The 11819-nt window shown below is 72.2% G+C and carries 15 protein-coding genes and 1 pseudogene; 4 read left to right on the forward strand and 12 right to left on the reverse strand.

Features of this window, described 5'->3' with window-relative positions; genetic code table 11:
• Window positions 1-101: 101 nt before the first annotated feature.
• Window positions 102-251: pseudogene (locus QC029_RS05105) on the reverse strand (peptidase C39 family protein); the annotation flags it as partial.
• Between the two features lie 208 nt (window positions 252-459).
• Window positions 460-741, reverse strand: coding sequence for a hypothetical protein (locus tag QC029_RS05110; protein ID WP_279554169.1), 282 nt, complete (start codon window positions 739-741; stop codon window positions 460-462).
• A gap of 212 nt (window positions 742-953) precedes the next feature.
• Here QC029_RS05110 and QC029_RS05115 point away from each other — a divergent pair, with 212 nt between their 5' ends.
• The 3 genes from QC029_RS05115 to QC029_RS05125 all read left to right on the forward strand — a co-directional run bounded on the left by QC029_RS05115 (window position 954) and on the right by QC029_RS05125 (window position 2096).
• Window positions 954-1565, forward strand: coding sequence for a GntR family transcriptional regulator (locus QC029_RS05115; RefSeq protein ID WP_279554171.1), 612 nt, complete (start codon window positions 954-956; stop codon window positions 1563-1565).
• A gap of 129 nt (window positions 1566-1694) precedes the next feature.
• Entirely contained in the window at window positions 1695-1859 is a 165-nt protein-coding gene (locus QC029_RS05120) for a hypothetical protein (protein ID WP_279554172.1), read from the forward strand.
• 9 nt (window positions 1860-1868) lie between these two features.
• The gene (locus QC029_RS05125) at window positions 1869-2096 is read left to right on the forward strand and encodes a hypothetical protein (protein ID WP_279554173.1); all 228 of its coding nucleotides are present in this window, start codon (window positions 1869-1871) and stop codon (window positions 2094-2096) included.
• A gap of 438 nt (window positions 2097-2534) precedes the next feature.
• On the opposite strand, the gene QC029_RS05130 is transcribed toward QC029_RS05125, so the two are convergent.
• Window positions 2535-2726, reverse strand: coding sequence for a hypothetical protein (locus QC029_RS05130; RefSeq protein WP_279554175.1), 192 nt, complete (start codon window positions 2724-2726; stop codon window positions 2535-2537).
• 224 nt (window positions 2727-2950) lie between these two features.
• On the opposite strand from QC029_RS05130, the gene QC029_RS05135 reads away from it, so the two are divergent.
• Window positions 2951-3874, forward strand: a complete 924-nt coding sequence (locus QC029_RS05135; protein ID WP_279554176.1) for a site-specific integrase — start codon at window positions 2951-2953, stop codon at window positions 3872-3874.
• A 144-nt stretch (window positions 3875-4018) separates the two neighbouring features.
• On the opposite strand, the gene QC029_RS05140 is transcribed toward QC029_RS05135, so the two are convergent.
• The 9 genes from QC029_RS05140 to QC029_RS05180 form a co-directional block, all read right to left on the reverse strand.
• Window positions 4019-4345, reverse strand: coding sequence for a hypothetical protein (locus QC029_RS05140; RefSeq protein WP_279554177.1), 327 nt, complete (start codon window positions 4343-4345; stop codon window positions 4019-4021).
• Between the two features lie 176 nt (window positions 4346-4521).
• Window positions 4522-4836 (reverse strand): hypothetical protein, encoded by a 315-nt coding sequence (locus QC029_RS05145; protein WP_279554178.1) that lies wholly within the window; start codon window positions 4834-4836, stop codon window positions 4522-4524.
• A gap of 30 nt (window positions 4837-4866) precedes the next feature.
• On the reverse strand, window positions 4867-5151 hold the full coding sequence (locus QC029_RS05150) for a hypothetical protein (protein ID WP_279554179.1): 285 nt from the start codon (window positions 5149-5151) through the stop codon (window positions 4867-4869).
• 21 nt (window positions 5152-5172) lie between these two features.
• Complete coding sequence (locus tag QC029_RS05155; protein WP_279554180.1) at window positions 5173-6114, reverse strand: LysM peptidoglycan-binding domain-containing protein; 942 nt, start codon at window positions 6112-6114, stop codon at window positions 5173-5175.
• 62 nt (window positions 6115-6176) lie between these two features.
• Window positions 6177-8219: a right-handed parallel beta-helix repeat-containing protein gene (locus tag QC029_RS05160; protein WP_279554181.1), complete on the reverse strand. Its 2043-nt coding sequence runs from the start codon at window positions 8217-8219 to the stop codon at window positions 6177-6179.
• Window positions 8220-8229: 10 nt separating this feature from the next.
• A complete protein-coding gene (locus QC029_RS05165; protein ID WP_279554182.1) occupies window positions 8230-8850 on the reverse strand; it encodes a hypothetical protein in 621 nt (206 codons plus the stop codon).
• Window positions 8851-8860: 10 nt separating this feature from the next.
• Window positions 8861-9781: a hypothetical protein gene (locus tag QC029_RS05170; RefSeq protein ID WP_279554184.1), complete on the reverse strand. Its 921-nt coding sequence runs from the start codon at window positions 9779-9781 to the stop codon at window positions 8861-8863.
• Window positions 9781-10938 (reverse strand): phage tail protein, encoded by a 1158-nt coding sequence (locus tag QC029_RS05175; RefSeq protein ID WP_279554185.1) that lies wholly within the window; start codon window positions 10936-10938, stop codon window positions 9781-9783. The genes QC029_RS05170 and QC029_RS05175 overlap by 1 nt, the downstream gene beginning before the upstream one ends.
• A 1-nt stretch (window position 10939) precedes the next feature.
• Window positions 10940-11818 (reverse strand): hypothetical protein, encoded by an 879-nt coding sequence (locus QC029_RS05180; RefSeq protein WP_279554186.1) that lies wholly within the window; start codon window positions 11816-11818, stop codon window positions 10940-10942.
• Window position 11819 lies beyond the last annotated feature (1 nt).

Below are 11819 nucleotides of genomic sequence, written 5' to 3' on the forward strand. Positions count from 1 at the left end.
GCACCGCTCCATCAGGACCACGGCGCACCGTTACGGCCGCCTCACCGCCGACGGCCCCGCGTGCCTGCCGGCAGGCGCGCGGGGCCGTCCTCGGCGGCGGGTCAGCGGATGCCGAGCTCCCGCAGGGCGCGGCGCTGGGCCGGGGAGGGGTGGGCCGGGAAGAGGATGTAGCAGACGCCGCCCGTGCCGCTCCGCACCCGACCGTTGGCGTCGTACCGCTTCGTCCTCAGCCAGATGTTCTCGAACTGACGGCAACAGAGAGGCCCACCTGGAGGCGTGTCCGGTTGAGTCACTTCTGGCGCCCTGACCTGCTGAGATCTGTTGAGACGCATTGTGATTCACTGAGACAAGTTGGGCTCGATTCCTCTCCCCGTGCGCTCCCCGCTCCCCAGATTCTCCCCAGGAACTCTCCCGCTGAAGGCCGCGCGACAGGCCGTCTACGGCCGGTCAGGGCGCTGTCTACGCGTCGGACTTCCCCAGTTGGCCGGGCTCGTAGATCTCGCCGCGCCGCTCGGCGGCACTGCGCCGGTCGGCCTCCAGCGCGAGCACGCACTTCCGGCAGGCCCGTACCTCGTGTTCGCCGCCGGCCTGCGGTCGAACCCGGCCGATCCGCGCGGTGTCCACGCCCGTGCGGGCGCAGCGGAAGCACGTGCCCGGTCTCCAGCGGTAGCAGTCGAGGATCTTCTCCTCGGTCGGCATGAGGGTCCTCCTGCTGAGCGACGGCGTGGGGGCGGTAGTCATCCGTGTGCCTCCCGCGGGTTACTGCATGCGGCCTACAGCGGTGCTTCACCCCTTCGAGTGAACAAGTGTTCGAGTGCCCGGAAATGCGTCCAGCCCTGCGGCAGTCACAGGCGGCAGGGCTGGCGTCCGTGATCTCTACGCTAACCGCTATGTAGCAGTTTCAACAGCCTCTCCTACGGTGGCGATCTCAAGATCACTGCCCGGGGGCTGCCATGGTGGACGCGCCGCACCGACGGCTCGCCGCCGCACTGCGTCAGCGCATCACCGACGGCACCTATCCCCCCGGATCCCGCTTCCCTTCCCACCGTCAGATCGCCGATGAACACGGCGTCGGCGCGGGCGCCGCCTACCAAGCCGTGGCGCTCCTCCGTCGGGAGGGCCTCCTGGACGGCCGACCCGGCGCCCGGCTGACGGTGGCCTACCCTCCGGCCGTGCGCACCCTCACCGATCCGGATGCCCCGTGGCCGCACGGGACGGGCGATGTGGAGCGGGGCACGGTCCAGGCCGACGGGGAGCTGCGGGCCCGGCTGGGGCTGGCCCGCCGTGTCGCCGTGCAGTGGGAGCGGGCCGAACTGCTGGACCCCGACGGGCGGCCGGCACTTCTGCTGACCCGCTGGTGGCGCGGCGCGGTACCCCGTGAGCACGCCGCGGTGCGGTGCGAGCTGCGGCCTCATCAGATGACGGCCGGGGAGGCGGCGGCGCTGGGTCTGGCGGCGGGGACGGCGGCGCTGTTGGTGGAGCGGACTCGGCTGGACGAGACCGGGCGCCCGGTGGAGACGGCTGATCTGGTCCTCCCTGCGGACAGGTGGCGGGTGAGTCTGTAAGGAGCGTTCCTCTGGACGCCGATTTGACCACGGCCCTGGCATATGCGGGAAGGGTGTACAGGGAACGGATCTTCGCTGGACACGGATTTGTCACTTCCGGTGTCACACCAGGCGCGTAATCTGCTGGGCGTGGACACTCCCGAGCGGCTCCCGACGGCGGACGAGGCGAACGCCGCGCTGCGGGCCTACGCCGCCGGCCGCCGGTCGTGGACGGCGGCCGAGCTGGAGGAGCTGGACCGGCTGCGCCGGGCGTGGGCAGAGGCGGTCCGCCGTGAGTGGGCGACCGCGGCGTAGCATCCGGGCGTGGACGTACCCGAGAACCTGATCGAACTGCAGAGGGCGTCGAACGAGGCCCGCGCGAAGCTGGAGGCGGCGACCAGCGAAGAGGAGCGTCGCGAGCAGCGGGAGGCGTGGCGCATGTGCGCCGAGGCCGTGCAGGCGGCCATCACCCAGCACGCCGTGGAGCAGAGCCTGAACCGGTACGAGCTGGGGCAGGCAGTGAAGGACGCGGCCCGGCAGCCGGAGGCGTGAGGAAGCCCCGCCCGCGACAGGGGACGCGGACGGGGCAGACCGGGGGTCAATCCTCCTCGGGGAACAGCTCGCTGCAGGACGTGTAGTGCACGGGCGCGCTGTCGATGCCCCACTCGCCGGTCTTCTTGTCCCACCAGCCGTGGCGGTGGTCGGCGGTCACGAACGCCATCGTGTAGCCGCCATGCGACCAAGCGCGGATCACGTCGAGGCCGGTCGACCGGGTGATGCGTCGGGTCGACTTCGGGCTCAGCCTCTGCGCGCTCACGCCGCTCCCCCTTCGTCTGGTGGCCCCGCCTGCATCAGGGGCGGGGCCGTGTCCGCAGCCCGGCAGCACGACGGATGGGACGTCTCCCAGTGTGGCACCGGCAGGCGACAGCGGGCGGCGGACACGACAGCGCCCCGCCGACCGGAGCCGGCGGGGCGGGCCGGGGATCAGGCCTACTCGACCTTGAGCTCCGGATGGAGGCGCAAGTTCGTGCCCGAGGTGACGCGCAGCGGCCCGGAGATACGGGCAGTCACGCCCCAGGACGTGCCGAAGACCGGGCACGGCTGGCGCACGGCGATGTCCTCGGCGGGGACGCCGGCGGCGACGAGCTGGCCGACTTGGCTGCTTGCTTCGGTGAGGTCCATGGGCTCATTCTCTCGCGGCTGCGTCTCGCCGGGAGTGGTTCGGGCAGGATGCGGCGAGTCCTGGTGGCCTCCCCCTGCGTGCTCGTCAACCGGCGTTTCCCGGACCGGAGTTACCGCAGATAGCGGCATACTATCTGCGGTAGCAGCGGAGGTGACCAGCGCGAACGGAGGCCCCGGAGGCTACCGACTCCGGAAACTATCTGCGATAGAAGGGGTTGCCTCCCTTGGGAACCGTCCACGCCCTGCCCCGCGCCGCCGACGCGCCCACCGTCGCGCACGCCGCCGCGGCCTTCCTCGACACCATCCGCGTACTGAACACCCGCCGCGCCTACACCGTCGTCCTCGACCGGCTCGCCGCCCACTACGGCGACCGGGCCCACCTCGACGACGTCGCCGACCCCGACCGGCTCGCCGCCTGGTTCACCGAGCAGTGGGGCGCCGCCGCGGCCCGCACCTGGAACACCCGCATGAACGCCCTGCACTCGGCGACCGCCTACTGGCGCGAGCAGGGCTGGCTCGCCAGCGACCCCACCGTGCGGCTGCGGATGCGCACCGCGCCCGCCGACCGCGATCGCGCCCTGTCCCGCGCCCAGGTGGAGAAGCTCCTCGGCGACAAGAGCAGCCCGCTGCGCGACCGCGTGCTGTGGCACCTGCTCTACGAGACCGCGGCCCGCGCCGAGGAGGTGCTCCGTCTGGACGTGCCCGACCTCGACATGCCGGCCCGCACCGCCCGCACCCGGCGGAAGGCCGGGGCCCGGGACGTCATCGCCTGGCAGACCGGCACCGCCCGCCTGCTGCCGCGCCTGCTGGCCGGGCGCCGCTCGGGCCCGCTGTTCCTCACCGACCGGCGGGCCCGCCCCTCGGTGGCGCTGGCCGACGTCGACCCGGACAGCGGGAAGGCGCGCCTGTCGTACCGGCGGGCGGCCGAGCTGTTCGAGGAGCACACCGCGCGGGTGCTGGGCGAGAAGGCGACGCTGCACCAGTTGCGGCACTCGGCGCTGACGCATGCGGCGGAGGATGGGGCGAGCACGCCGATGCTGATGGCGTTCTCCGGACACACCTCGGTGCGCTCGCTGGCGAAGTACGCCCGGCCGTCCGCCGAGGCGCTCGCCCGCTGGCAGGCCGAGCGGGACGGCGCGCGCCGCTGACCTGGGATACGGCATGTTATCGGGGGGTGTACCTCCCCTGAGCACGACGAAGTGCCCCCTCTCTCCCCCATGAACGGGGAGAGAGGGGGCACTCGTTTCTACGCCTCGGGCCGGCCTTCCACGACAGGGCCGGTCCGGGGTCCGTCACACTCCAGTTCGATCGTGGGGTTCGCTCTGGGCCCGCCACACCATCCAGGTCCGCTGCACCATCAGCACGGCGATTGCCAGGACCACCGCCGTCCGCACGCTGCGGAGCACAGCCGCCGGGCGGCCCTCCGGCCACACGGTGATGAGCACGGTGTACAGGCACAGGACGCCGATGGCGCTCGGGAGTGCCATCAGGTTCCGGCCCACGTCGGACCGCCACCACGGCGCCTTCCAGTGGTAGACCACTACGAACGCCGCGCACGCCAGGAATGCCAGCCCCGATACGATCACGTTCGCCCACCGATCGACGCTCAGGTCGCCCATTTCACGACCCTCCCTCCAGGGCCGAGCGGATCCGCTCGGCGAAGTTGTTCGCTGCCCTCTCCCGTCGCAGTCGGGCCGCGATGGCTTCGACTGCTGGACGGCGCTCCTCTGCTTCTCGGTGAGCGTCGCGGGCCCGCTCCAGCGCTTCTGATGCGGCTTGATGCCCAGGGGTCGGCTTACCCTTGCGCATCAGTCGCTTGATCCACTGGAGCACGGGGCACCTCCTCCCGGGCGGGCGCAGGACGGGGTAGAGAGGTCAGTACGTGCCCGCTGATCTTCGCGATTTCCAGCAGCTCTGCCGTCTGCTCTCTTTCCTCCTGTCGGGCTTTCTCGGAGGTGGCGTGCGCTTCACGCCACAGGTCCCGCTCTTCCTTCATGTCCTGCAGGGCTGACCGCGGCACGAGACGGCCAGCGAGGACCATGAGGAAGACGATGGCGAGGAGGGCGACCGCGCCGCCCTGGGTTGGGTCAATGCCGAAGGTCTCGGCCACGGTCGCTCTCCCTTGCTGTAACTGGGTCAACTACACGCCCGGGGCGGTGGAGGCGCTGTTCTTCGGGCCGATGGCGCGGGCGACGAGGCCCTTCACCAGGGAGCCGACGGCGGCCAGGCCTGCGGCGGCGGCCGTCTCCCAGAACGTCGCGGAGAACAGGTCGCCGGGGCCGGCGGCCAGGGCGACGCCGGCGAAGGCGACGAGGAACGTGGCGATGATCCGCTCGATCAGGTCGCGGGCGTAGGTGCTCGCGGTCTTGACGACGGTCTCGACGTCGCCGCGGGAGGGCAGGCTGGGGGTGCTCGGTGTGGTCATGGCAGATCCGATCTGTAGGGGTTACCGCGGCGGGAGCTTGAGCTCCTGGCCAGGGCTGATGGTGTCGGCATCGGCGAGGCCGTTGAGCTTGGCGATCTCGCGGTAGCGGTTGCCGTCGCCGAGCCGGGAGGCGGCGATGGACCAGAGGGTGTCGCCGCGGCCGACGGTGTAGATCGTGAGCCCGGGGACCCTGAGGGTCTGGCCGACGCGGAGGAGCTCCGGGTCCTTCAGGCCGTTGAGGTCGACGAGGACGGGCACGGTCGTCTTCCACTGGCGGGCGATGCCCCAGAGGGTGTCGCCGGACTTCACCGTGTACGTGGTGGTCGACGGGGCCGGGCTGGGTGTCGACGCGGGCGCGGGGGTGCCGGGCTTGGTGGCGAGGCGGGCCCGCACTCGGTCGCGCATCGCCTTCATGGTGAAGCCGCGGGGGTCGACCTTGCCGGGCTGCCACTCCAGGTGCCCGATGACGGACTCGGCCTTCCAGCCGTGGTGGCGGCAGATCGCGGCGGCGGCCTTCTCGATGGCCTCCAGCTGGGCGGCGGGCCAGGGGTCGCGGCCGTCGCCGAGGTTCTCGCACTCGAAGCCGTAGAAGTAGCGGTTGCCGTCGGTGTTGGTCTCGTTGTCGGCCGGGAGGTCGGCTTCGGCGATGACGGCGCGCAGCACGTCGCCGTCGCCGGAGCCGGCGTGGTTGGCGCGGCCGTAGCCGACGAGGTGGACGGTGCCGTCCTTGGTGATGACGCCGTGGCACAGCGGGCCGGGGAGCTGCGCGTACCCGCGGCGGCAGATGTCGACGGTGCGGGCGGAGCCGGACGTCACGGTGTGGTGGATCATCACGCCGTTGACGGGCCCCCAGGGGCCGACGTGGTTGCGGTTGTGGTTGCGCCAGTCGCCGACCTCGACGACCTTGCAGCCCTCGGCCTTGAGCTTGGCGCGGAACTCGGTAGCGGACATGGGTTGGGCCATCGGGGCCTCCTTGCGGGCATGAAAAAGGCCCCGTCGGACGGGGCTGCGGTGGTGCGGGCGGGTCAGGCGCCGGTGTCGTAGGGCGACAGGTTCGGGGAGGTGGAGGCGTCGACCGCGTCGGTGGGGTTGCCCTGGCCGAGCCAGTCGTTGCCGAAGCGCCGCACGCCGGTGTTCCCGGCGGTGATGGACAGGGCGTTCAGCGCCTCGAAGCCCGACCCGGACTTGCGGTACGTGTTGTTCGTGATCGTGATCCCGGCCGTTGAGGTCGTGACTCGGATGCCGTAGCCGTTGCCGTCGACCCGGGCGGCGCCGCGGATGAAGTTCCCGTCGATCTTCAACCTGACCCCGGCCGTGACGTGGATGCCGTTCACGCCCAGCCGGCTCAGGTGGTTGTGGGCGATGAGGACGTCCGTGCAGGACCCGGCGGTGATGCCGCTGACGTCGGCGTCGTCGATCCGGTTGTTGGCGACCACGCCCTCGGTCGTGGAGGTCTGGCTGATGCCGGTGCCCGCGTTGACATCGCGGATGACGTTGCCGGTCACCGCGTAGTGGTCGACGAAGGTCAACCTGATGCCGTTCTGCGTGTTGACCTGCTCGATCACGTTGTCGGCGACGGTGACCATGCGGACGCGGCCGGTGGTCTCGCCCTCGATGATGATGGGCTCGTCCTCGGCGCCGGTGTTGCGGAACGTGCAGCCGACGACGACGGCGCCGGACTGGGCCTGCGAGGCGCTGGTCTGGGTGCCGGACGTGTTGATGGTGTCGTTCGTGCGGGCCGTGTCGACGGTGCGGACGCGGACGCCGGACGCGCAGTTCACGAGCTGGCAGTTCGCGACCACGACGTCGTCCCACGAGTAGGCGTGGACGGCGTAGTCGACGAGGCCCTCGAAGGTGCAGTCGGTGACGCGGATGCGCTTGTGCCAGCGGCCGATGCGGGCGGAGTGGGAGCCGACGCCGCGCGCCCACGCGGTTGTGCCCGCGGTGCCGGACGCGCCGAAGTAGCAGCCCGAGACGCTGACGTCCTCGACGGGGGTGAAGTCGTAGGGGCCGAAGCCGCCGAAGTAGCCGCTGCCCGCGGCCAGGTCGAGCTGGATCGCCTCCGAGTTCTCCCGGCCGCCGGTGTCGACGAAGCCCAGGAACCGGCTGTCCTGGATACGCACGTCCTTGCAGGCGTTGGCCTCGATGGCGTGGTAACCGGGCACGTCCCTGATCTCCACGCCGCGCACGAGGATGTTCTGCGCGTGGCCCAGGGAGATGCACATGCGCGGGTTGGTCAGGCCGGTGGTCGTGGCGCGCATGTCCCACACGCCGCCCTCGATGATGAGCCCGCCGTGCCCGGTGTAGCCGCCGAAGTCCTGGTCGGCGTCGCCGTTGAGCAGCAGCGTCGCGTCGGCCGCGCGGCGGAAGACCGCGCCGGGCAGCAGCGTCAGCCGGGTGTTGCGGTAGATCCGCAGTGGCAGCGTCGCCAGGCGGTACGTGCCGGGCGGGACGATGACCCAGCCGCCGCCGTAGGTCGCCGCGGCGGACAGTGCGGCCTGGATCGCGGGCGCGTCGTTGGTGCTGCCGTTGCCGGTCGCCCCGTAGATGCGCGGGTTGAAGATCCGCATGCCGGTGAGGGCGATGCCGCCCGCCGCGTCGAGGATCCCGCCCACGGTCAGGTCGCCGGTGGTGTTCAGCGAGTCGACGGTGGCGCCGCCGGCGACGGTCATGCCGGACGCCACCGTGGCCCCGCCGCCGAGGGTGACCGGTGCGGTGACGGTGCCGCCCTCGGCCTTCTTCAGCGCGTCCGCCACCGCGGCGTGCGCCTCCTGGGCGAGCTCCCGCCCCGCCTCGTACCAGCGCACCGGACCGCTGGGCCCGTTGTACTCGTACTCGATCGCGCTGACCCCGTCCGCCTTGAACGTCCGGATCGCGCCGGGGGCATCGGACGCGGGGCCGTTGGTGCGCAGCTCGGCGATCGGCGTGACGCCGTCCGCCTCGTACAGTGCGGTCACCAGCGCGCCGGTCCCGGCCGCGCGCACCAGCACCGGATAGTCCGGCACCACCGCGCCGGTGCTGGTGGTCAGGACTGCTGCGGGGTTGCCGCCGTAGGTGTACAGAGCCATCGACGCCCCCTCAGTCGAGCCAGTAGTAGCCGCTGATGTTCACCCACGGGGTGCCGGCGGTGGACTCCTGGTTCCACCACACGAGCGTCCCCGGCGGGCCCCACGTGCTGCTCGGGTTGTCGGCGCCGACGATCTCGACCTTGCCGACGCCGGAGGCGATGTCGCCGGCCAGCGAGGTCGGGCACGGGTAGGTGGCCTGCGTCACCGGCGCGAGGTTCGTGGGCACGGCGCAGATCGCGGCGCCGGACGTGCCGACGATGTTCGACTCGTCCGTTTTGGCGATCCTGCCGCGCAGATAGACCTGGTTGCCGACGCGCCGGTACTGGGCGGGCGGGCTGGAGACCGTCATGCCCGCGGCGGGGGTGACGTTCTGCCAGCTCTCGTAGGGCTCCCACACGGTCGTCCACACGTCCGGGCTCACGCCGGTCTTGATCCACAGGGTGCCGTTGTCGGCGACGACGGCGGTGCTGACGGGCGCCCCGGCGAACTCGGTGTCGCGCTCGGCCTCGTTGGTGACGTGGTGGAGCAGGCGCGGGTCGATGGCGGCGGCGAGCGCGGCCAGCTGCCCGGAGCCCGCGGGCGCGTCACCGCCGTCCGGGACGGGCAGGTCTGCGTATCCGATGGTGGCCAAGGGGCGTCTCCTATGCAGAGAAGCTGATGGTGATCTTGCCGCCGCTGACCGCCATGTAGTTGCGGGTGCCGGTGTCGTAGATGGCCAGACCGCGGGCGGCGCCGGAGGCGAGCTGGGTGACCCACGAGGCGGGCAGGGCCGCGGTCCTCGTGGCGCCGACGGAGAGGGACATGACGTCCTCCGGGCCGGAGTTGATGTTGAGCTGGCCGCCCGGCGCGCTGGTGTAGTCGTGCAGGTACGCGCGCACCGGGCGGGAGGCGTTGACGCCGCTCCCCCGCCGCCGGGTGAACGTCACCCGCATGTCGGCCACGGTCTTGCCCGTGCAGGCGTCAGCGATGGCGGTGCCGTAGAACCAGGCTCCACGCCTGTTGCCGCCGCCGGTCCAGTCGCCCTGCATCGGGTAGTCGACGTAGTCGTCCGGCCTCCCGTTCCGCCACGAGCCGGACGAGGTCGGCGAGATGGTGACCGTCTTCGGGGCCTGCACGGGCGGAGCGTCCGGCGACGGGTCGACGACCGCGCCGACCGGGTAGTACAGCTCGATCTGCCCGGCCGCGCTCTGGCGGAAGTACGGCAGCGCCGATGCCTGCTGCCAGCCCGTCCCGGCCGGGGCGCCCACACCCCACGTCACCGAGCGGACGACCTGCGCCTCCGCGGCGATGGTCCGCACCGACTCCTCGCTGGCCTCGCCCGGGTCCGGGCCCACCCGGTACTCGACGATCGGGTGCGCGCCCAGCCGGACCACCACCCAGTCACCAGCGCGGCGGCCCCGGTAGGCGTCCGTGCACGGCACGTCCGTGACTAGCGACCCCTGCAGCATGATGTTGACCCGGCCGTCCTCGGTGACGTCCACGACCTGGGCGCTGACGCGGGTCGGCCCGCTGGGGCCGGTACGCGCCGTCTGCTCACTCCACAGGACCGCCTCGTCCGCCATCACAGCCTCCTCGAGGTCGTGCGGGTCGAGCAGGACATGGAGGCGGCGCCGAGCGTGTAGGACAGGGAGTCGATGAGGTGCCGCTCCCACCGGCCCGGCTCGGTCTCGACCTCGACGACGTCGCCCGGCTCCAGCGCCGGATTGCACACTGCGGTGAGGCTGAGCGACGCCTGCAGGCCGAGGCTGTCGGCGAGCTTCGCCCGGGCCACGGCCTGCGCCTGCGGCATCGAGGTGATGAGGGCGTCGGAGTGGCGGGCGACCCGCAGCCGCACCCAGTGCAGGCCCTCCCGCTGCGCCGCCAACGGATCCTGGATCGGGTCCGGCCCGGCGTAGGTCAGCGAATTCGGGTCGGAGTCCCACGCGTAGGCCGGGCCGATGGCCGCGCCCTCGCCGCTGCTCTCGCCGGAGACGGCCCAGACGTTGGCCAGACCCTCGCTGCTCTGCTCCTGCTGCGGCTCGACCAGGACGCCGCCAACACCCGCGCCGATGCGCCACACGATCGGGTCGTCGATGGTGGGCACGGGGCCGACGGTGATGACGCCGCGGGCGTCCGCCCAGATCTCCCCCGCCAGCGCCTGCGCGATGCCCGTGCCCTGCCCGGTGGAGTCCGCTCCGGCGGCCAGCACCGACCACCGGTCCTCCTCGGCGAGGAACGACGGCACCGGCGTGTCCGGGTCGACCCCGGCCCGCCACGCCACCGACGCCCCGGGCAGCGCCGCAGCCACGAGCGCCTCGATCAGATCCTTCGCCCGGCCGGGGCCGATGGTCTGCGGCGCCGGGAAAGAGGCGGCCCGCAGTTCGTCCTCGACCCCGCCGAACTCCACTTCGATGCCGGTCTTCGTGAGCCGGCAGCGCGTGACCGCGTACCGGCCGGCCGGGAACCACACTGGGGAGGAGCGAGGCAGTGTCACGCCCTGCCACAGGCGCACCGCGGTGGAGATGGGGTTGATGCCGTCCCGGCCCAGGGCCACGCCGGTCAGGGTCGCGGAGCCGGTGTAGCGGGCCTCCGCGGTGCGCGAGGCGGTGATCTGCGCCGACCCCGCGACCAGCCCGCACGACTGCCAGGTCAGGCCGCCGTCGTTACTCCACTCCGCCCGGTACGGCCGGCCCACCGCCTGCGGCAGCGCGGCCAGCACCTCCGCGCTGATGCGCAGCACCTCACACCGCCCCGTTCACCGCGGCCGACGCCCACGACGGGTAGCTCGCGGCGAACGCATCCCACGTGGCGAACCGCTCGCCGACCACGTCCCAGGACCAGCCGGGCACCCGCAGCGGCTGCCCGGCGGTGTCCGGCCGGGCCACCTGCACCACCTGCGCGGTGAACGTCCGCGGCTGATCCGGGGTGGACACCGTCGACTCCTGCGGGGAGCCGAACAGGGCGTACAGGTCGGGCCGGTGGTAGCCGGGCAGCGTCTGGATCAGCCGCACCCCCGGCGTGGTCAGCAGCTCCCGCAGCGCCTCGATCTCAGCCCCCTCGGCGTCGATCGTGATGTCCGAGGTGCTCGCCGAGTACACGTCCTGGCTGGCGGCCGGGTACTGCGAGCCCTGCACCTGCGCGGAGTCGATCCGGGACTCCCACTGCAGCGTCGGCCAGGACAGCACCGTCACCCGCGCCGACAGCGACGGATCGTCGATGCTCTTGATCCACACGTCCGCCGGGGGCGTCGGCGCCGGGACCGTGACCGCCAACGACGAGGACGGGCCGGTGGTGCCGTCCGCGTAGATCGGCGTGGCCGTGTACGCCACCCCGACGCCCAGCGGCGCCTCGTGGTCGTAGGCCGAGCCGACCCCGCCCACCGCCCACGCCGCATCCCCCGAGCGGACCGGCACCACGGCGGCCGACCCCGGGTCCTGCCGCACGATCCGCACCCGCAGCACATCCGCCGCGTCCGCCAGCGGGGTGCCGGCCGTGTAGTCCACGGCCAGCACCACACCCGCGTGCGTCTCGTCCACCGCCGCCGTCAGCCAGCCATCCGGGCTGACCACCTTCACCGGAGGCGACACCACCGGCGCCGACAAGTCCACGATCATCGGCATG

Origin of the sequence: Streptomyces sp. DH37 (assembly GCF_029813835.1) — a bacterium.
Lineage (GTDB): Bacteria > Actinomycetota > Actinomycetes > Streptomycetales > Streptomycetaceae > Streptomyces.

Coding starts and splice junctions, on each gene's coding strand:
- QC029_RS05110 (WP_279554169.1), bottom strand. CDS start 741: ATGACTACCGCCCCCACGCCGTCGCTCAGCAGGAGGACCCTCATGCCG.
- QC029_RS05115 (WP_279554171.1), top strand. CDS start 954: ATGGTGGACGCGCCGCACCGACGGCTCGCCGCCGCACTGCGTCAGCGC.
- QC029_RS05130 (WP_279554175.1), bottom strand. CDS start 2,726: ATGGACCTCACCGAAGCAAGCAGCCAAGTCGGCCAGCTCGTCGCCGCC.
- QC029_RS05140 (WP_279554177.1), bottom strand. CDS start 4,345: ATGGGCGACCTGAGCGTCGATCGGTGGGCGAACGTGATCGTATCGGGG.
- QC029_RS05150 (WP_279554179.1), bottom strand. CDS start 5,151: ATGACCACACCGAGCACCCCCAGCCTGCCCTCCCGCGGCGACGTCGAG.
- QC029_RS05155 (WP_279554180.1), bottom strand. CDS start 6,114: ATGGCCCAACCCATGTCCGCTACCGAGTTCCGCGCCAAGCTCAAGGCC.
- QC029_RS05160 (WP_279554181.1), bottom strand. CDS start 8,219: ATGGCTCTGTACACCTACGGCGGCAACCCCGCAGCAGTCCTGACCACC.
- QC029_RS05170 (WP_279554184.1), bottom strand. CDS start 9,781: ATGGCGGACGAGGCGGTCCTGTGGAGTGAGCAGACGGCGCGTACCGGC.
- QC029_RS05180 (WP_279554186.1), bottom strand. CDS start 11,818: ATGCCGATGATCGTGGACTTGTCGGCGCCGGTGGTGTCGCCTCCGGTG.